The following is a 19,103-nucleotide window of genomic DNA, read 5'->3' as shown; positions in this document are numbered from 1 at the left end:
GGAGAGGTCAATGGACAGATTCGCGTTGCTTGCGCTACTCGAAGCAAAGCCGGGCAAGGAAAAAGAAGTTGAGGAGTTTCTGAAATCGGCACAGCCGCTGGCCGTACGTGAGGCCGGCACAAGCACCTGGTACGCCATAAAACTGGGGCCGAACAAGTTCGGCATCTTCGACACCTTCAAAGACGAAGCCGGCCGCAACGCCCACCTCACGGGCGACATCGCCAAGGCGCTCTTTGCGAAGGCGGAAGAGCTGTTTTCGACGGCGCCGCAGGTGGAGAAGGCGGAGATTCTGGCTTCGAAGGCTCCGGGCGCGTAGTTTTCACAGGCTGCAGCCCGCGATCGCAGTTTGCCGTCGAATAAAGCATGGATGCTTACCGGCGGGGCCGGATGTATCGGCGTGCTTTGTTGAAGACTGGCCTTGCTGCATGGCTTGGAATGGCTGCGATGGCGGCTGCGCAGCCGGGGCATAATCTGACGATCGTGGCATCGCGGGAGCTGAAAACTGGCGGCGGCACAGTGCAGGTTGACTTCGCCGCCGGGCCGATGGACCTGTCGCAGGACACCATCTTTGGGCATGTGCAGGCTGCGGCTGCGGCGATTACTGAGTATTATGGCCGCTTCCCTGTTGAGCGCGCGCGGGTGCTGATTGTGCCTGTGCCGGATCGAAGCGGCATTGTGCAGGGAACGACGTGGGGCGACATGGCGGGATGGCCGGGCATGACGCGATTCCGCATTGGGCAGCATGCGACGACGGATGATCTGAAAGACGACTGGATGATGACGCATGAACTCGATCACATGGCGTTCCCTTCGCTGCCCGACGATCAGCATTGGATGGAAGAGGGGCTGGCCACGTACGTCGAGCCGATTGCGCGCGTGGAGTCGGGAGAATTGAAGCCCGAGCAGATATGGCACGACATGGTGCGCGACATGCACAAGGGCGAGCCCGTCGAGAGCGACCAGGGGCTGGACCATACGCATAGCTGGGGACGCACGTACTGGGGCGGGGCGATGTTCTGCCTCGTGGCGGATGTGGAGATTCGCCGAGAGACGCACAACAAGAAGGGCCTGCGAGATGCGCTGCGGGCGATCGTGGCGCAGGGCGGGACCATCGATCATGAGTGGCCGCTGGACAAGGCGCTGTCGATTGGCGACAAGGCGACGGGAACGCACGTGCTGACCGAGCAGTATGCGCAGTGGAAGGATGCGCCGGTGACGGTGGACCTGGATAAGCTTTGGGAGGAGCTTGGCATTCGATGGAACGGCGGTGCGGTTGAATTTGTGGATGGCGCGCCGCTGGCGAAGGTACGTGAGGCGATTGCGCATGACTGATCACCCGGGCCTGAAGGCCCATGCTCCATCCGAACGGGGCCGAGAGAGGGTTCGTGCTATCCCACTCATGACGCGATGAAACTGCGTCATGAATGGGGCACCCAGGCTCAGGATGACACGCGCGTTATTGTTTGCAGATGATCGGAATTTATTCGCATTTGGGGTCTTCTTCGAGGTTGTCGAGGGCGGAGAGGGATTCGTCGGGGATGTTCCACTGGCGGAGGATTTTGTAGATGACGCTGGTGGAGAAGCCGGCGGCTACTAACCGGCGCATGACGCGGGCCGTTTCTTTTTCATTTACGGGTTTGCGGATGCGTTTGCGGTCGAGGTGCTGGCGGGCGAGGGCTTCCTCGTCGGTGTCGGCGTAGCGGGCTTCGACGGCGTCGGTGATGATCTGCCGCGAGACGCCTTTCTGGGTAAGGTTCTGGCTGACGCGGCGCTGGCCGAGCTTCTCATTCTGCTGACGAAGGCGTGCGTAAATCTCGGCGTAGGCGGCGTCGTCGAGGTAGCCGTTTTCCTTGAGGCGGGCGATGGTGGCGTCGATGATGGCGGTGCCGCGATCGCCGGGTTCGACACGCATGCGCATGAGGCGGCGGAGTTCAGCCTCGGTGCGCATGTGGCGGCCGAGGGCCTTGATGGCGTAGTCGTAGAGGCCGGATTCGTTGAGGTGCGGCTTGGGCTTCACGGGATGCGATCAGTGTAGTTCAGTTGAAGTGAAGCCGGGCGGGGTTCGTGCAATCCCACTCATGACGCGATAAAACTGCGTCATGAATGGGGCACCCGGGTTTGTCGGGTGATTTATGTCTTTTATTGCCCCTGCTCTTTCGGTTTTGTCCACTGGTCGACCCAGTCGTTGACGGTTTTCCACCAGAGCTGGCTGTTCTGGGGCTTCAGGACCCAGTGGCCTTCGTCGGGGAAGTAGAGCATTTTGCTGGGGACGTGGAGGAGCTGGAGGGTGTCGAAGAGCTGGTAGCCTTCGCTGACGTCGAGGCGGTAGTCGAGCTGGCTGTGGATGACGAGCGTGGGCGTCTTGAAGTTTTTGGCGGAGAGCGATGGGGACCATTTACGGAAGGGATTCTCGCTATCGGGTTTGCCGTAGTAGTCCCAGGGATGGCCTTTGAACTCCCAGATGTTGAACCAGTCTTCTTCGGTGGAGCCGAAGGCGGATTCGGCGTTGAACATGCCGTCGTGGGAGACGATGCACTTGAAGCGGTTGGTGTGGCCGAGGACCCAGTTGGCCATGTAGCCGCCGTAGCTGGCGCCGAGAGCGCACTCGCGGGTTTTGTCGATGAAGGGGTAATGCTGCTCGGTGTAGGTCAGTCCGGTCATGAGGTCGGTGAAGGGCTTGCCGCCCCAGTCGCCGTTGACGCGATCGACGAAGGCCTGACCGTAGCCGGTTGACCCGCCGGGATTGATCATGACGACGACGTAGCCGTTGGCGGCGAAGAGTTCGGCGTTCCAGCGGTAGGACCAGGAGTCGCCCCACGCGCCCTGCGGGCCGCCGTGGATCAGGAATTTGACGGGGTATTTTTTATTGGGGTCGAAGGCGGGGGGCTTGATGAGGAAGCCTTGGACCTTGGTGCCGTCGGCGGCGGGGAACCAGAAGGACTCGAGCGGGGCTTGGTCGAGTTGGGCTAGGAGAGCGTCGTTGAGGTGAGTCAGTCGATATACATCAGCCACTAGACAACACTCACCAAATCGGCCCTTTGCATCGCGCCCCTCGACGATTGTAGGAGAAGGATCGATTCTTACCACCTCTGCTGGTCGATCAACCTTCATCTGAACGGCGACCAAGAGCCCTTTATCTGAAGGCATTGCGTAAAGGCCGTTGAACTCTCCGAGTAGATTTTGGCCTGACAGCGGTTCATCTTTCGGTGCTTCCCCGATGATTGGGCTATAACGATCTCCTTCCAAACCAACAGAGTAAAGAGCTGTCCCACCCTCCGATCCAGCTGCAACGAAAATCCACTTTGAATTCGCTGACCATACGAATTCGTCGACCCACTTGGTAAATTTTGGCAGCAGGTCTTTGGTTGTCTTTGCGGCGCGGTCGTAGAGGAGGAGTCGGAATTTGTCGCTTTCGTAGCCGGGGCGGAGTTGGCTGCGCCAGGCGAGGTATTTGCCGTCGGGGGAGTAGGCGGGGTTGAAGTCGCCGCCTTTCGATGTGCTTACCTTGACCGGCTTGGCTGCGGGGTTGGTGAGGTCGAGGGTGAAGATGTCGGCGTTGGTGCTGATGGCGGGCTCTTCGTCGAGGTTCTCAGTGAAGGCCAGCTCCTTCGAGTCGGGAGAGATAGCGAATCCGCCGCCGCCTTCGAGGGAGAAGGGCGGAACGTCGTGGGGATCGTTGGGCGTGAGGTCGCGAACGATTTGTGAGTCGACTGCAACGAGGAAGAGATGGGAACGCTTGTCGCCGGTGAAGTGGTTCCAGTGGCGATAGAGCAGATGAGTGAAAATCTGCGCCTTGACTTTACTGGAGGCCAGTGCTGCGTCGCGGTCCGCGTTGCACTTGTTTCCGGCGGTGGCGTCGGCTTCGGTCATGACGGGGCAGTCGGGATAGACGGCGGAGGTGAAAACGATGAATTTGCCATCAGGCGACCATTTGGCGTTGTCGGCTTCTGTAGCGATGGTTGTCAGTTTTTTCAAATTGCTGGTCGCGCCGGTGGCGGAGTCGAAGTCGGCTAGCCAGACCTGCTGGCCACCCTCGCGGCTGCTGGTGAAGAGAATGCGCTTGTTGTCGAGGGAGAACTGGAGGCCGTCGTCGCCGGGCTGGGCTACGGCTAGTTTGATGGGGTCGCCGCCGGCGATGGGCTGCAGCCACAACTCCGTTGTCTTAGTGTTTTGGTCCAGGTTCACGCTGGTGACGGAGTAGCCTAGCCATTTGCCGTCGGGGGAGACGGCTGTCGAGCCTAGACGCTTCATGTGCATCATGTCTTCGAAGGTCATGGGGCGTTTGGTTTGGGCTGGGGCAAGAGTGGCGGCGAGGAGGAGGGCGGTGATGAACTTATGCATGGCTTTTCTCGAAGGAGAAGTTTACATCTTGGGCTGGCGTCAAGGACAAAAGCAGGTCCTTCGACTCACTGCGCTACGCTACGTTCGCTCAGGATGACGAGCACTTTTTTGGGGGGATGGGCAACAAAAGCAGGTCCTTCGACTCTCTTCGCGACGCTCCGTTCGCTCAGGATGACGCGCATTTTTTTGGGGGGGGGAATGGGCAACAAAAGCAGGTCCTTCGGCTCACTGCGCTGCGCTGCGTTCGCTCAGGATGACGCGGTGGTGTGGGGGAGGGTGAAAGCGGGAATTGTGGCTGCGCTGAGGTCTTCCCATGTGGGATTGGTTCTTTCGATGATGGCTATCTTTTTTGCACGGGTCCAGCCTTTCAGCTGCTTTTCTCGGGCGATTGCTTTTATTGGGCCTTCGAAACGTTCGAACCAAACGAGGCGGTCACAGTTGTATTTTGCGGAAAAACCTTCGTGCAGCTTGTGTTTGTGCTGGTGAACGCGGAGCGCGAGATTGCTCGTAATTCCGATGTAGAGCGTGCGGCTTTTGCTGGCGATGATGTAGGTGAAGTAGCTGCCCATTTGCATGGGGGGAGCTTAGAAGGTCGGCGTTTAGAAAGATGTGATGGGGGATGCAGTTGAGGAAAGCAGGTCCTTCGACTCTCTTCGCTGCGCTGCGTTCGCTCAGGATGACGGGCATTTTGGCGGAAACACTCAGGATGACGGGGTCATTTTACAAGCGATTACTTGCTTCAGGCGGCTTGGAGTTCTAACAGAATGCCGGCGCCTTTGGGTTCGAAGTTCATGGCGCTGGCTTTGCCGTTGTTTTCGCGGAGGATGCTGGCGCACATGCTGAGGCCGAGGCTGGTGGATTCGTCTCCGGCGGGCTCGGGGATGAAGGGATCGAAAGCGCGGGCGGGCACGGGGAATTTTGAGCCGGAGTGGGCGACGAGAATATTCACGTGGCCTTTCTCGGCAACGGCTTCGAGGCGAACGGTTCTCTCATTGGAAGTATCAAGTCGTTCGACCGCATCCATGGCGAACTGGAGGCAATAGAGAACGGCCTGGCGGACCTGCTGTGCGTTGCCGAGCACGCGAGGCAGGGCCGGCGCAATGTGGACGCGGAAATCGATGGAGCGCTGGACAAATTCGGAGCGATGGAGCTGTTCGAGGTCGTTGAGGAGCTCGGTGACGGAGATGGCTGCGATTTGATCTCCCTGGGGCCGCGAGATCCGGGCGAGGCTTTCGAGGGTGAGGCGCATGTGGCGTGCCTCGTTGAGGATGGCTTCGATGGCCTTGTGCGCCTGGGGACTGAGTTCTTCTGTTTCATCGAGCAGAGAGGCGTAGCCAAGGATGACGGTGAGCGGGTTGTTGAGCTGGCGGGTAACGTTGCCGGCGAGCTGGCCCAGACCTACGAATTTTTCGGCTTCGACGAGTTTCTCGAGCATCATGGTCTGGCCGCGGACCGACTGGAGCCGGGAGGCGAGCACCTCAAGCGGGAGCAGATCGACGGCGGTGATTGGCTCGGCAGGATTGTCAAGACCCGCGAGAAAGAGGGCGCCCTCAGTGGACGTACGACCGCGCAGGGGAATGGCTTGCACGGTAGTGAGCTTGAGACGGCTGAGGTCGTCCCCCGGAACCAGAAACGGGTTGAGATCGAGGCTGAAGGCAAGGCTGTGTTCGACGGCAGCGGGGCTGGAGCCGGGATCGAGGAATCCGGCGACGGGGATGCGAGCGACGAGTGCTTCGAGGCCGTTGACGGTGGCATCGTCGAATCCATCGGCCCCTGCGAGGCGGTAGCGGCCGGAGCTCTGCAGGAGGATGAGCGCGGTCTGCTTGAATCGGCTATTGGAAACGATGGACTGGCAGATTGAGGTGGCCTGGCGGTCGAAGTCGTCGACACGTCGGCGGGCGAGGTTGAGCCGGGTGTAAGCCTCCAGCTCTTCGCGGGCGTGGAGTTCGCGCTGATGGCCGGCCTGGTTGGCGGCAAGCTGATCTTCCAGGGCGAGAAGGATCAGGCCGATGGCGGCGACGACCTTGGAGAGAGCGAGGGCGCGAATGGTCCAGATGCCGGGCACGGCATGATGCAGCAAGGGTATCGTTTCTTCAATATTCAGCGACCAGGCGAAGAAGCCAAGGCTGGCCAGGATGGTTCCCAGCGAGAAGCGCCGGAAGACGTAGAACACGAGCAGGGCGGTGACGGCATGGATAGCGCACTCGACAAAGAAGAGCGGCAGGTCGCCTCCGACGCGGACGGAGATCCAGAGCCCGGCGGCGCCGAGGACGATGCAGAGGGCGAGCGGGATGGCCCGGGGAATGTTGCGATGCGAGATAGCCCATGCACATCCGGCGAAGAGAGAGAGTGCGCCGAGGGCCGGGAAGATGAGGAAGGGCCATCCGACAGGTGCCTTGCCAAGGTAGACGCCGTAGATGAGGAAGGCATACGCGATGAGAGGAATGACGAAGGGAACGGCATAGAGGATGCGGACCCGGCCGATGCGAAATCCGAGAGGAGACATCGAGGCCAGGAAGAGCGTGGAACTGACGAGCAGGGACGCCATCCCGATGGAGGCGATCCAGGGATGGGCGAGGCTGTTGCGGTAGTCCCACCAGCCGAGGTCATAGAACTGCAACATGCGGATAGTAGCGAAAAAGAAACCCAGGAACCAGAGAAGGGTGCGGGTATCGCGGAAGCGCACGTAGAGCTGAAGGAAGGCCGGCAGCAGGAGTACCGTGAGAACAAGCGCGGGAAGGTGATAGCTGTCCGGCATGGAAATGCGACTGTCTCCATCAACGTCTGCGTAGCGAAAAAGCAGCGTCAATCCTTGGACGCGGCGGGAGTAGCAAATATTCCCCGGGGGCTTTGCTCGCTATTGTTAATGAGTGAGCTTAAACCATTGATGCCGCGAGGTAAATGGCGAGTTGAGGAGGACGGACCGTGAAGCATCCTCCTTGAAAACAATTTGCCTGTGGTGGCGCTGCGCTTCGACAGCTTTGCCAAGCGAAGATTTTGCCGCCACCCGGGCCGGATGTATATACGTCTAATGTGGTAGCGGGACGGATGCGAGGGGTTGGCGCCGGAGCCTGGGCGATTGGACCCGGAGCAGCAGTGCGACGCAGAGGAGAAGTGCAACAGTGAGAAATCGATGGTGGTGGGCGCTGGCAGCCCTTGCAATGTTGGGTCTGACGGCGGGCGCGCAGTCAAACGACAGCTTTACGCCGATGCCGCTGGACTCGGGATTCGGGAGGCTGGATCTTACCGATCCGGCGACGCCGCCGGAGGAGATTATCAAGAAATTTGCGGCCAAGGAGAGCGAGTTCCAGGAGGCGCTGAATCACTATACCTATCGCCGGGAAGCGCGGGTGCAGACTGTCGACGACGACACGAACAAGGTGGACGGCGAGTGGTACCAGGTGGATGACGTGACCTTTGACCCGACCGGGCGGCGCATGGAAAAGACGGTGTTTGCCCCGGAGAGCTCGCTCGAGCGCGTGATGATGTCACCGTCGGACCTGCAGGATATTCAGAAGGGCTATCCGTTTGTGCTGACGATGGAGGCGATTGCCCAGTACGACGTGAAGTATGTTGGAAAGCAGCAGGTGGATGAGGTGAAATGCTACGTCTTCGACGTGGCGCCCAAGCAGATCGAGAAGAACAAGCGGTATTTCCTGGGGCGCATCTGGGTGGATGCAACGGACCTGCAGATCGTGGTGACGAACGGCCGGATGGTTCCGGATGACACCCGCAAAGGTAAAGAGGACCTTCATCCGCCGTTTATGACGTGGCGGCAACAGATTGACGGGCACTACTGGTTCCCTGTGTATACGAAGGGCGAGGGCACGCTGCACTTTTCCGGCGGGAGCGGCTACATGTCGCAGGACGTGCACATGCGCGACACGATTAAATACACCGACTACAAGCGGTTTGGCTCGACGATCAAGATCATCTACGACGGGCAGGACATAACGCAGAACGGACAGCAGAAGGGACAACCGGCAAAGCCGCAGGAGCAGGGTAAGCCGCAGAAGTAGTGGGCAGTGAACAAGTGAATACGTGAATACGTGAAACAGTGAATAAGTGAATACGTGAAACAGTGAACAGTTGGATTGTCGCTGATCGCTGGTTCGGTACGCACGGTTAGAAGCGCAGGGAGAGGCAGCTGAGGCCGCCGTCCATCTTTTGAAACTCGGACATGTTGAGGATGAGGGGGCTGAAGCCGCGCGCGATCAGTTCGCCATGGAGTTGCGGGAAGCCTTCGGCGACGAGGACGCGCCGATTCACGCGGACGCAGTTGGCGGCGTAGCTCTCGGCCGGCGGGACGCGCAGCAGGTTGAAGCGGGCGAACTGCGGGTTCGCAGCCATCTCTTCCATGACGACGAGGGTGTTGTCGCCGATGTAACTGATGCCGCTTTTCAGATGCAGGATGGTGGTCATCGCGCGGATGTCGATGGTGGAGGCAGTGTAGCCGAGCGCATTGAGATGGGCGGTGAGCTGGCGAGCGCCTTCCTGATTGGTGCGGTGCGAGACGCCGATGAAGAAGTGGTCTTCGGCTTCGCAGATGTCTCCGCCGTCGACGGTACCTGGGGGATCAATCTGAAACGTGCGGGAATAGTAGCGCTCGACGACGGGGCGGATGGCCGCGACTTCGCCTTCTCGGCTTGATGCGCCGGGCCGGGTGGAGATGGCCGCGTTCGGCGTGAGGATCGCTGCGTCTTCGACGAAGGTGGAGTCGGGGTAGCGCAGATCGGGATCGAGGATTGTGAGCGAGAGACCGCATTCGCGCAGGGCGTCGCAATAACGTGCGTGCTGGTGAAGAACTTCGTCAAAGTGGGGGATGCCGAGATCGACGGTGGTGAGGCCGTCGGCGAAGTTGCTGCCGGGGATGCGAACGATGGCGCGGGTAAACAAGCGCGAGGCTCCGTGGAAATGAATTGTGGGCCGGGTGCTTCAGTATACTTCGCGTCCTGCGGCAATGGGCAGGGTTAATTCCTCGTGGCGGAACGATCTCAATAGAAGAGGTATTTGCGCCAGCGGTCGTCGCCACGGCCGAGCATGCGCATGATCTGGCGGCTGGTGTGGAGCGAGAAGGGACGCGGCTCGCGGAGCAAAATCATGTCGTCGATTTCCGCGAGCATGCGATTGCCTTTGCAGCGATTGCAGGCATGACAGCAGGCGACAAGATTTTCCCAAGTGGAGTTGCCGCCGCGCGAACGGGGAATGACGTGATCGAGGGTGAGTTCGCCGGAGGGCAGGACCACGCCGCAGTACTGGCACTGGTTGCGATCGCGGAGCAGAATGTTTTTGCGCGAGAGGGCGCGGGTCTGGTGCGGAATGCGGCGATATTCAAGCAGGCGGATAACGGACGGCATGGCGATGCGGCTGCGCTGCGCGTGAAGAGTGAGGCCGTGCTCTTCTTCAGTGCGCGCGATGCCCTTGAGCACCAGCACGAGGGCGCGGCGCGCTCCGCAGATGTTGATGGGCTCGTAGGACGCATTGAGCACGAGCACCGGCATCTGCAGGATGTGGTTGGCGTGCACAGCCGTGTGCGTGCCTGACTCAGCAGCATAAGCGGCAGCGCGGGCGGCGGATTTTTGCTTGCGTGCGTGAATCATGGCTTTTCCCAGCGACATCCTATTCCCCTCGAGAAAAAGGTTGATGAGTAGATGACGATGATGAAGGCAAGCCTGCGAACTGTGAATCGCCGGCACCAGGAATCCCGGGTTGGACGCGCCTCAAATCGAATGGAATGCCCTGGTTGGTATGAATGCGGCGGGCGCGTGCGAGCGTGGCAACGTAGACGGAGGCCGCTCCTGCCCTGATGAGAGACTGGGCGGCAGCGCGTGCGGTGGCACCGGTCGTAAGAATGTCGTCGACAAGCAGGATGCTTTTGCCCTGCACTGCAGATGGATCGGAAACCTTGAATGCGCCGCGTACGTTCTGGCGGCGCTGGCGCGGCGTGAGGCCAGCCTGGCTCTCGGTGGAGCGCAGGCGCATGAGTGTGGTAGGCGCGAGGGTGAGATGCCAGTTGGGGTGCGACTTGTGCAGGGCTTCGATAGCGCACCTGGCGAGAGCACGGGCCTGGTTGAAGCCGCGCTCCCTGTGCTTGGTGCGATGGAGCGGTACTGGAATAACAAGCAGCTCTGTTGGCGCATCGCCAACAAGCTGGGCGATGGCGGACGCGAGCATTGCGCCTAGCCTGGTGGCGGCGGGTTGGATGCGGTCGTACTTGAGCGCGTGGATGGCTGCGCGCATGCGGCCATCGTAGGTGCCGAAGGAGACTGCGCGCGCGAACGATGGCGGAGCGAGGCGGCAGGCGCGGCAGAGATACGAAGTGGCGATGCCTTCGATGGGGGGCTGATCGAGGTTGTCGCCGCAACGCCGGCAGACGAGACCGCCATGAACAGGAATTTCAGCCCAGCAGGCATCACAAATTGGAGCGGAAGAGAGTTGCGGCAGCGGGGAGCCGCAGAGCGCACAGGGGGCGGGAAGGAGGGTTGAACCGATTGCGTCCAGAGGACTTCGAAGAACGCGCGCAATGGCGCGCCAACGGGATGTCTCCGAAAGTGGACCGTCGATCGTCAGTGAACCGTAGTTCCTGCGGAAGACGCACCTCACTGGGGCCGGCGCAGTTTCTCTCAAAGAACCGCAGCAGCGGCGCTACCTATATCTATAGCGATTGTGCGGATGTTTAGCAAGCCGGGTGCCAGATTTGACACCGCCGCCGCTTGCGTTCTCACGCGGTTTTATTGTTCGTCGATGGCGGTGAAACGGCTGGTTGGATAAGGAGATGAGTGCTTGTCCCGCGGGGTTCAGGCGGCGAACTTCTTGGGCTCGCCGCCTCATGGTTATTGAACTGCGAACGTGCGCATGCAGCAGCTGAGAGGTCGCGCAGACTATTCGCGTTCGCGAACGCTCTCTCGGTCGCGGTTGTCGTCGATGTGGCTATCGCGCTCGACAGGACGGTTGATCGCGTTGTTGACGGCATCACGAATATTGCCCACAGCCTTTTCCGCCTTGCCCTTAACCTGCTGGGCGGCGCCGTCGACCTGGGTCTGGGTGTCACCGGTCCACTCGCCTACCTGGCGCTTGGCACGGCCTGCTGCGTCATCGATGGTGCCTTTAATTTTGTCGTTGTTCATGTATTCACCTCCGTGGGGTCACGTACGTGTTGGTTGAAAAAAGCGCGCACATGAGTGCGCGCTTTTTGACTTCTTGAAAGGCGTGGGGCGCGGGTTGCGCTAGAGTGCGGCTCTTCGCCCGGAGATCAGCTGGATCACCAGAACGACGAGAGCGAGCACGAGCAGAATATGGATGAATCCTCCGAGTGTGTAGCTGGTGACAAGACCGAGCAGCCACAGAACAAGAAGGACTACGAAGATTGTCCAGAGCATAACTTACCTCCCGAAAACGCGGCGTATCTCTACAACAGGAACTTTGACGCCGCGCTGAATGGCGCAGGTTGTTTGCGAGTTGCAGATTCAGGCAGGAAAGATGGGTGCAACTACGCGAAGGCGATTGGCATCGGCGAGTTGGAGCTGTTGATTCTGCAAGTTCGGCGCAGGCAAGTACAGCGCCGCGGCCAACATCTGCATCACAGGATGGAGGTCGCGTACACCGGGACGACCTTTGTACAAACGATCTCTATCGATAATGGCGCGACTTTCCGGCGGCGATGTATCCGCTGCAGGTCGATGCGCACAACGACTTACAGAGTTACAGAGTTACAGAACGAAGGAGAGACTATGCTGTTGATTATTCTGATTGTGTTGATTTTGGTTTTCGGCTTCGGCGGTTACCGCATGGGCCCTGGCCTGGGCTACTACGGCGGAGGCGGCCTCAGCCTGATTTTGGTGATCGTGCTGATTCTGCTGCTGCTCAAGGTTATCTAACTGCGCAAGCGCAACATTGGATGCTGATCGCGCAAAGCAGGCGTGACGCTCTACTTTCAGATCGTTGCGCATTCGAAAGGCACGACCCCGATGCGGTACACTGCAACCCATCAGGGGGTCGTGCCTTTTGCGTTTTCGCGGTCTGGTTTTTGGTTGTGTAGTTTCGGGAATGATCGTCGGCCGCTGCGCACACTCTCAGACCGCCCCACCTCCACCGCAGAAGCCGGGAATGAGCAGCGGCATCGCGTCGGGCGTGCAGGCTGCGCCGCAGTACGACGCCGAGAAGCGGCCAATCACGGCCGGTGGCTTCGTCGATAAGGGCACGGTGGTCTTCGAGAACGACACCAAGGCCGCGGGCCTGTCCGGCTGGATCCACAAGATGGGGGTGCCGCAGAAGCAGTTCATCGTCGAGACGAACGGCTCGGGACTCTGCCTGATCGACTACAACAACGACGGGTGGCTCGACATCTACCTGGTAAATGGGTCGACCTTCGACGCTCTGGATGGGAAAGAGCCGACGCCGCACGCTGCCTTGTTCCGCAACAATCACGATGGGACGTTCACCGACGTTTCGAAGGAAGCCGGAGTTCAAAACGACCGTTGGGGCTATGGCTGCTCGGTTGCGGACTATGACAACGATGGCTGGCCGGATCTGTACGTCGGCAATTACGGGAAGAATCGGCTCTATCACAACAATCACGACGGCACGTTTACCGATGTGGCGGAGACGGCCAACGTAGCGCTGGGCAACTGGTCGCCGGGCTCTACGTGGGGCGACTATGACGGCGACGGCAAGCTCGATCTGTACGTTACCGGATATGTGCACTTTGACCGCGATAACCTGCCGATTGCAGGAACCAAGGCGGTGAATTACGCGTCGTGCCTGTATCGCGGCGTGAGCGTGAACTGTGGTCCGCGCGGGTTGCCGGGAGAGCCGGATCACCTGTTCCACAACGATGGAAACGGGAAGTTCACGGATGTGACGGTGAAGGCGGGCGTTGAGGACAAGGACAAGTATTACGGATTCAGCACCATCTTTGTGGACATCAACAATGACGGGAAGCCAGACCTGGTGGTGGGCAATGACTCGGAGCCAAACTATCTCTACATCAATAAAGGCGATGGGACGTTCGACGATCAGAGTTATGTTTCAGGGTTTGCGCTGAACAAGGATGGGCGCGAGATCGCGTCGATGGGGATTGCCGCGGGCGACTACGAGAACAGCGGGCTGATCGACTTTTACGTGACGGATTTCGGCGACGACTACAAGGTGCTGTTCCATGACGACGGCGATGCGAGCTTTACCGATGTGAGCTACAAGGCAGGCGTGGCGCAGACGACGATTCCGTTTGTGGGCTGGGGCGATGGGTTCCTTGATTTTGACAACGACGGATGGCTCGACCTTTTTGAGACGAATGGGCACGTGTATCCCGAAGTGGACCAGCACGACTGGGGAACCACGTTTGCGGAGCGGCCGCTCCTGTTTCATAACGTTCCGGACGGAACGGGCAAGGGGCGGAAGTTTGAGTATGTGCCGCCGGTAAAGGGCTCGGGGCTGGCGGTGGTGGTCCCGGGGCGTGGGGCGGTGTTTGGCGACCTGTTCAACGACGGGAAGATCGATGTGGTGATCAACCCGGAGGATGGGCCGCCGGTGCTTTTGAAGAATGTGAATCCGGATCATCATCATTGGGTGGAGATGGGCTTGGTGGGCGGACCGAAAGGCCCGCGGGATGCGACATGCGCGACGGTGTATCTGACGGCAAACGGGATGCGGCAGCGCCGGGATGTGTTGTCGAGTGGAAGCTACATTTCGGCGAACGACCGGCGGCCGCACTTCGGGCTGGGCGAAGCGACGGATGCGGGGACGGCGGAGATTCACTGGCCTTCGGGCGCGAAGGAGACGTTGAAGATTCCTGCAGTGGATCGGATCTACACGATCGAAGAGGGCAAAGGGATTACGGGAGCGCTGTGCGGGGGGAAGCCGTGCGCTGATCCGAGGGCGCCCGATGCAGCCGCAAACGCCGGCAAAAAGTAAGTCATGCGAATTGCGCCTACCGTTGTTGCGTTGGTTGCTGTTCCGCTGATTGCTGTGTCACCGCAGCGGGCAGGTATGGCACAGACGGCCACGGCAAAGCAGGAGCAAAAAGCGAAACCGGTGCAGGCCGGGCAACAGAGCGGGATGGGGGGCATCTCGTCGGCGGGGTCGTTTGCGCCGGTGTATGACGCGGAGAAGCGACCGATCACGGCGGGCGGGTTCGTCACGAATGGCACCGTGGTGTTTGAAGATGCGACCAAAGGTGCGGGGCTCGGCGGCTGGCAGCATGTGATGGGCACGAAGACAAAGAAATACATCCTGGAGACGGATGGATCGGGCGTCGGACTGATCGATTACGACAACGACGGGTGGCTCGATATCTACCTGGTGAATGGATCGACGTACGATGCGCTAACTGGCAAGCGGACGCCTCCACACGCTGCACTGTTTCACAACAATCACGACGGCACGTTTACCGATGTGGCGGCGAAAGCGGGAGTAACGAACGATCGCTGGGGATTCGGGGTGGCAATCGCGGATTATGACAACGACGGCTGGCCGGATATTTTTGTCTGCAACTTCGGGAAGAACCGGCTGTACCACAACAATCACGACGGCACGTTTACCGACGTGGCGGAGAAAGCGGGAGTAACGCTGGGCAACTGGTCAGACGGCGCGACGTGGGGCGACTACGACGGCGATGGGCGACTGGATTTGTTTGTGTCGGGATACGTGCATTACGACGTGAATCATCAGCCTGATCCGGCGAATGGCGATGTGCCTTTCGGCGATTGCCAGCTGCATGGGTTTCCGGTGATGTGCGGGCCGCGCGGACTGCCGGGCGAGCCAGATCACCTGTTTCACAACAACGGCGATGGAACGTTTACGGACGTGAGCGCGAAGGCGGGCGTCGCGGACCCAGGGCACTACTACGGGTTCACGGCGATTTTTGTGGATGTGAACAATGACGGGAAGCCTGACCTGCTGGTGGCGAACGATTCGAATCCGAATTATCTGTATTTGAACAAAGGCGATGGGACGTTCGCGGATCGCAGCTATGTGTCGGGATTCGCTCTGAACAACGATGGGCGCGAGATCGCTTCGATGGGGCTGGCCGTCGGCGACTACATGAACAATGGGCTCGTGGATCTGCTGGTCACGGATTTCTCCGACGATTACAAGACGCTCTACCATGACGACGGCGACGCAAGCTTTACCGAGGTGGGCAGCGAGGCGGGAATCGCGCAGATTCCCGTACCGTTTGTGGGATGGGGCGACGGATTTATCGATTTCGACAACGATGGCTGGAAAGACATCATGATGATCAACGGGCACGTGTATCCGCAGGTGGATGAGCACGACTGGGGAACCACGTTTGCGGAACGTGCGTTGCTGTTTCGTAATCTGCACAACGGGAAGTTTGAATACGTGCCGGCGGTAAAGGGATCGGGGCTGGCTACGCTGACCTCAGGACGCGGAGCTGCGTTTGGCGACCTGTTCAACAGCGGGAAGATGGACGTGGTGATCAATCCCATCGAAGGGCCGCCGGTGCTCTTGAAAAACGTGAATCCGGACCATCGTCGCTGGGTGGAACTGAAGCTGGTCGGTGGCGAGAAGAGTCCGCGGGATGCGGTGGGCGCTACGGTGTATCTGAGCGCGAATGGCGTCAGGCAACGCGAGGATGTGATGAGCGGGGGAAGCTACATTTCATCGAACGACCAGCGGCCACACTTCGGGCTGGGCGATGCGACGGATGCGGGAACGGCGGAGATCCATTGGCCTTCGGGCGCGGTGGAGAAGGTGAGGCTGCCGGGGGTGGATCGAATTTTCACGATCACCGAGGGAAAAGGAATTACGGGTATGCTGTGCGAGAAGCAGCCGTGCGGGACGAAGGCGCGCAAAGTGGGGACCCACAAACCTTAGGGGCGATCTGAAAAGCGGGTCCTTCGACTCCCCTTCACTTCGTTCCAGGTCGCTCAGGATGACGAGTTTTTGTGGAAATTTAGAGAAAAGCAGATTTGGCCGGCATCGCCGGGTGGATTCTGCTGCGCCCTGGATTGAATCCACCCGGCATGCGCGTCCGGCTGGTGTCGCCGGAGATGCCGCGCTAAAACACTCCCGCCAAGAAGCTTTCGGCATGGTGCTCGGGAAGGTGTTTGACGCCACATTCGGCAAGCACGGCCGGAGATAGCGTGATGACCGGGCAATGCGAGTGCGCCAGTACTTTATAGACCACGCCGTGACGGGTAATCGCTGCGAAGGCGGAGGCACCGTGTGCGCCGAGAACGATGAGGTCGGCTTGCTGGGCACGGCTCTGATAGAGCAGTTCCTCGGTCGGGTCGCCGGGAACGACGATGGTCTGGACGGAGATCCGATCGCGCAACTCGCCGGGAATCAGGCAGAGGAGATCGGTCTCGATCTCTTCGATCGTACGGTCGGCAAGGATTTCGGCACGATCCTGGGGGCGAATAACATGCTGCAGAACCAGGCGCGCATTGTGCTGGAGGGCGAGCTCGGCGGCGAAGGTTGCCACGACGTAGCTGCTCTCGATGAGGCTGACGGCCGACAGAATGGTGCGAGTGGCGAAGTTGCGATAGGCGCCGTCGACGACTTCGGGTCCGATGATGAAGACCGGGACGTTCGCAGTGCGTAGAACGGCCTCGGCGACGGAGCCGACAAGAAGCTTGCCGATGGGGCCGGGCGAGTGGGTGCCCATGACAATGCGGTCAACGAGGCGCTCGCGGAGATAGCCGAGAATCTGGTCGGCCGCGAGGCCGGGGCGCACTACCACTTCGCAGGTGACACCGGACTGACGTGCACGCTGGACAAGGGGCTCGAGATGCTGGACTTCGGAGCGGGCGGCAGCAGCGTAGTCGTAGTAGCGGATACCCGAGGTTTCGGAGGCAGCCACGACCAGCGTGTCGTAGGCGTGAAATACCACGAGGTCGGCGGCGAATTCCCTGGCCTGTGCGAGAGCGAAGTTGAAGGCGCGCTCATTGGCAGGGATCTCAGAAGCAAAGAGGATGGTGGAGGGTTTGCTCCAACCCGGCTTGATGGCCATGGGGAACCTCCTTCGAGTGCTTAAAGATATTAGGCTGCTTGCAAAGTGCGATCAGTGCTATGTACTACACGACTAAGTGATTTAAATCACCAGCTGAGTCGGCAGCTGCGTCGGACAGGTTTTCCCGATCCTCAACCCAGCAAGACGAGCGGACAACGCGGGAGGATCACCTCGTTGACTTGGATTCTGTACTCATGCAAGAAATTTGTCCAGCAAGGAAAACGCTTGCTGGGATGAATTGTTCAATTATTTGGTGATCTGAATCACAGATTGACCTATCTCGAAGGTGCTCTTCTGTATGGGAAGCAAGGCGTTCTCCGCGCCGAGGAGGTTGGAAGGTTCATGCAACAACAACCGATGCATCACATACCGGCCCGTGGTGGTTTGAACTATGACGAGGCGCCATTTCTGGCGATCTGGGAGGTCACGCAATCCTGTGACCTGGCGTGTAAACATTGCCGGGCAGCAGCACAACCGATTGCGCATCCCGATCAACTGAGCACAGCAGAGGGCAAAGCGCTGATCGACCAAATTGCGGAGATGCACATTCCGATTTTTGTGTTTACGGGCGGCGATCCGCTGAAGAGGCCGGACGTTTTTGAATTGATCCGGTATTCGGCGGAGAAGGGTGTGAAGGTGGCGGTGACGCCGAGCGCTACTCCGCTGCTGACGCGCGATGCGATCTTCAAGATGAAGGAAGCCGGCGTGGTTCGGCTGGGAATATCGCTGGACGGGTCATCGCCGGAGATTCACGACAATTTCCGCGGATTGCCGGGGGCCTTTGCGCGGACGATCCAGGCCGTGGAGTGGGCGGGCGAAGCGGGGCTGCCGATCCAGGTACACACGACGATCAGCCGGCACAATGCGGATGATCTGGACAATTTGTGCGCGCTGTTTGAGAAGCTGAACATCGTGATGTGGAATGTATTCTTTCTCGTTCCGGTGGGACGGGGGCAGTTGGGCGATCTGCTGAGCGGCGAAGCGTTTGAAAAGGTGTTCGGAAAGATTTACGAGCTGTCGAACCGGGTGAGCTTCCAGATCAAGACGACGGAGGCAATGCACTACCGCCGCTACCTGCTGCAGCATAACCTGCAGGAGCGGAAGATGGGGCACGGTGCCGGCCATCCGCAAGGGGTCGCGCGGGAATATGAGCCCGGCGCGCCTGAGGCTGATGCAAAGACGCGAACATCGAACTGGATGACACGGCGTGTGAACGATGGCAAAGGTTTCCTGTTCGTGTCGCACGTGGGGAACGTGTATCCGAGCGGATTTTTGCCCATTCATGCGGGGAATATTCGCGAGAGGCCGCTGGCCGATATCTACCAGAATGCTCCAATCTTCAAGGCATTGCGCGATACGAAGCAGCTTGAGGGCAAGTGCGGAGCCTGCGAGTACAAGGAAATTTGCGGCGGGTCGCGTGCAAGGGCCTATGCGGTAACAGGCGATCCCCTGGCGCAGGAGCCGTGCTGCATTTATCTGCCGAAGGGCTGGGTTCCGACGGATACGCCAACGAAGTGCCAGCCGGAGTTTACGGGTCCGCTGGTGTCGCTATAAATATTTAGATTAGTTTTCTTGGGGGGGATCAGGCCGGGACGATGAGTCCCGGCCTGATGTTTTTTGCGAGCCGAGAGTCGCTTGGATCGAAGTCACACAGGATGGCGTTATTACTGGCATGGTCCGCCGCCTAAGCCCTCCCGGAGGGTGTAGAGGTAAGCAAAGGAGGTGTTCCATGGAGATTCGTACGATCGGTATTGATTTAGGGAAGACAGTGTTTCACTTTGTAGCCGTC

General features: G+C 59.6%; 17 protein-coding genes. 7 read left to right on the top strand and 10 right to left on the bottom strand.

From position 1 onward, the window contains the following. Nucleotides 1-10 precede the first annotated feature (10 nt). The gene (locus WCA10_RS22840) at nt 11-316 is read left to right on the top strand and encodes a putative quinol monooxygenase (protein WP_472824843.1); all 306 of its coding nucleotides are present in this window, start codon (nt 11-13) and stop codon (nt 314-316) included. Between the two features lie 86 nt (nt 317-402). After that, nucleotides 403-1,332 (top strand): gluzincin family metallopeptidase, encoded by a 930-nt coding sequence (locus tag WCA10_RS22835; protein ID WP_472824842.1) that lies wholly within the window; start codon nt 403-405, stop codon nt 1,330-1,332. A gap of 148 nt (nt 1,333-1,480) precedes the next feature. On the opposite strand, the gene WCA10_RS22830 is transcribed toward WCA10_RS22835, so the two are convergent. From WCA10_RS22830 to WCA10_RS22815, 4 genes are all read right to left on the bottom strand, one after another. After that, complete coding sequence (locus WCA10_RS22830) at nt 1,481-2,017, bottom strand: regulatory protein RecX (RefSeq protein ID WP_472824841.1); 537 nt, start codon at nt 2,015-2,017, stop codon at nt 1,481-1,483. 122 nt (nt 2,018-2,139) lie between these two features. Beyond that, nucleotides 2,140-4,341: a S9 family peptidase gene (locus tag WCA10_RS22825; RefSeq protein WP_472824840.1), complete on the bottom strand. Its 2,202-nt coding sequence runs from the start codon at nt 4,339-4,341 to the stop codon at nt 2,140-2,142. A gap of 248 nt (nt 4,342-4,589) precedes the next feature. Then, on the bottom strand, nt 4,590-4,916 hold the full coding sequence (locus WCA10_RS22820) for a GIY-YIG nuclease family protein (protein ID WP_472824839.1): 327 nt from the start codon (nt 4,914-4,916) through the stop codon (nt 4,590-4,592). A gap of 164 nt (nt 4,917-5,080) precedes the next feature. Next, nucleotides 5,081-7,099: a sensor histidine kinase gene (locus WCA10_RS22815; protein WP_472824838.1), complete on the bottom strand. Its 2,019-nt coding sequence runs from the start codon at nt 7,097-7,099 to the stop codon at nt 5,081-5,083. Nucleotides 7,100-7,463: 364 nt separating this feature from the next. Between WCA10_RS22815 and WCA10_RS22810 the strand changes: the two genes are divergently transcribed. Continuing rightward, a complete protein-coding gene (locus WCA10_RS22810; protein WP_472824837.1) occupies nt 7,464-8,360 on the top strand; it encodes a hypothetical protein in 897 nt (298 codons plus the stop codon). Nucleotides 8,361-8,466: 106 nt separating this feature from the next. Here the strand turns inward: WCA10_RS22810 and WCA10_RS22805 are convergent, their stop codons facing one another. The 5 genes from WCA10_RS22805 to WCA10_RS22785 all read right to left on the bottom strand — a co-directional run bounded on the left by WCA10_RS22805 (nt 8,467) and on the right by WCA10_RS22785 (nt 11,720). Continuing rightward, a complete protein-coding gene (locus tag WCA10_RS22805) occupies nt 8,467-9,237 on the bottom strand; it encodes a dimethylarginine dimethylaminohydrolase family protein (RefSeq protein ID WP_472824836.1) in 771 nt (256 codons plus the stop codon). Between the two features lie 98 nt (nt 9,238-9,335). Then, nucleotides 9,336-9,941 carry an HNH endonuclease gene (locus tag WCA10_RS22800; protein ID WP_472824835.1) on the bottom strand — a complete coding sequence of 202 codons (606 nt, stop codon included), beginning with the start codon at nt 9,939-9,941 and terminating at the stop codon, nt 9,336-9,338. Between the two features lie 19 nt (nt 9,942-9,960). Next, nucleotides 9,961-10,944 (bottom strand): phosphoribosyltransferase family protein, encoded by a 984-nt coding sequence (locus WCA10_RS22795; protein WP_472824834.1) that lies wholly within the window; start codon nt 10,942-10,944, stop codon nt 9,961-9,963. 278 nt (nt 10,945-11,222) lie between these two features. Continuing rightward, on the bottom strand, nt 11,223-11,468 hold the full coding sequence (locus tag WCA10_RS22790) for a CsbD family protein (protein WP_472824833.1): 246 nt from the start codon (nt 11,466-11,468) through the stop codon (nt 11,223-11,225). Nucleotides 11,469-11,567: 99 nt separating this feature from the next. Beyond that, nucleotides 11,568-11,720 (bottom strand): lmo0937 family membrane protein, encoded by a 153-nt coding sequence (locus WCA10_RS22785; RefSeq protein ID WP_472824832.1) that lies wholly within the window; start codon nt 11,718-11,720, stop codon nt 11,568-11,570. 351 nt (nt 11,721-12,071) lie between these two features. Here WCA10_RS22785 and WCA10_RS22780 point away from each other — a divergent pair, with 351 nt between their 5' ends. From WCA10_RS22780 to WCA10_RS22770, 3 genes are all read left to right on the top strand, one after another. After that, a complete protein-coding gene (locus tag WCA10_RS22780; protein ID WP_472824831.1) occupies nt 12,072-12,218 on the top strand; it encodes a DUF3309 family protein in 147 nt (48 codons plus the stop codon). A gap of 229 nt (nt 12,219-12,447) precedes the next feature. Beyond that, the gene (locus WCA10_RS22775; protein ID WP_472824830.1) at nt 12,448-14,253 is read left to right on the top strand and encodes a CRTAC1 family protein; all 1,806 of its coding nucleotides are present in this window, start codon (nt 12,448-12,450) and stop codon (nt 14,251-14,253) included. A 3-nt stretch (nt 14,254-14,256) separates the two neighbouring features. Further along, the gene (locus WCA10_RS22770) at nt 14,257-16,176 is read left to right on the top strand and encodes a CRTAC1 family protein (RefSeq protein WP_472824829.1); all 1,920 of its coding nucleotides are present in this window, start codon (nt 14,257-14,259) and stop codon (nt 16,174-16,176) included. A 184-nt stretch (nt 16,177-16,360) separates the two neighbouring features. Here WCA10_RS22770 and WCA10_RS22765 read toward each other — a convergent pair whose 3' ends face one another. Further along, nucleotides 16,361-17,314 (bottom strand): universal stress protein, encoded by a 954-nt coding sequence (locus tag WCA10_RS22765; protein WP_472824828.1) that lies wholly within the window; start codon nt 17,312-17,314, stop codon nt 16,361-16,363. Nucleotides 17,315-17,656: 342 nt separating this feature from the next. Between WCA10_RS22765 and WCA10_RS22760 the strand changes: the two genes are divergently transcribed. Continuing rightward, nucleotides 17,657-18,868, top strand: a complete 1,212-nt coding sequence (locus WCA10_RS22760) for a TIGR04053 family radical SAM/SPASM domain-containing protein (RefSeq protein ID WP_472824827.1) — start codon at nt 17,657-17,659, stop codon at nt 18,866-18,868. The last annotated feature ends 235 nt before the right edge of the window (nt 18,869-19,103 follow it).

This window comes from Occallatibacter sp. (assembly GCF_049582745.1).
Lineage (GTDB): Bacteria > Acidobacteriota > Terriglobia > Terriglobales > Acidobacteriaceae > Telmatobacter.
This window is presented reverse-complemented; position numbering and strand designations above follow the sequence as displayed.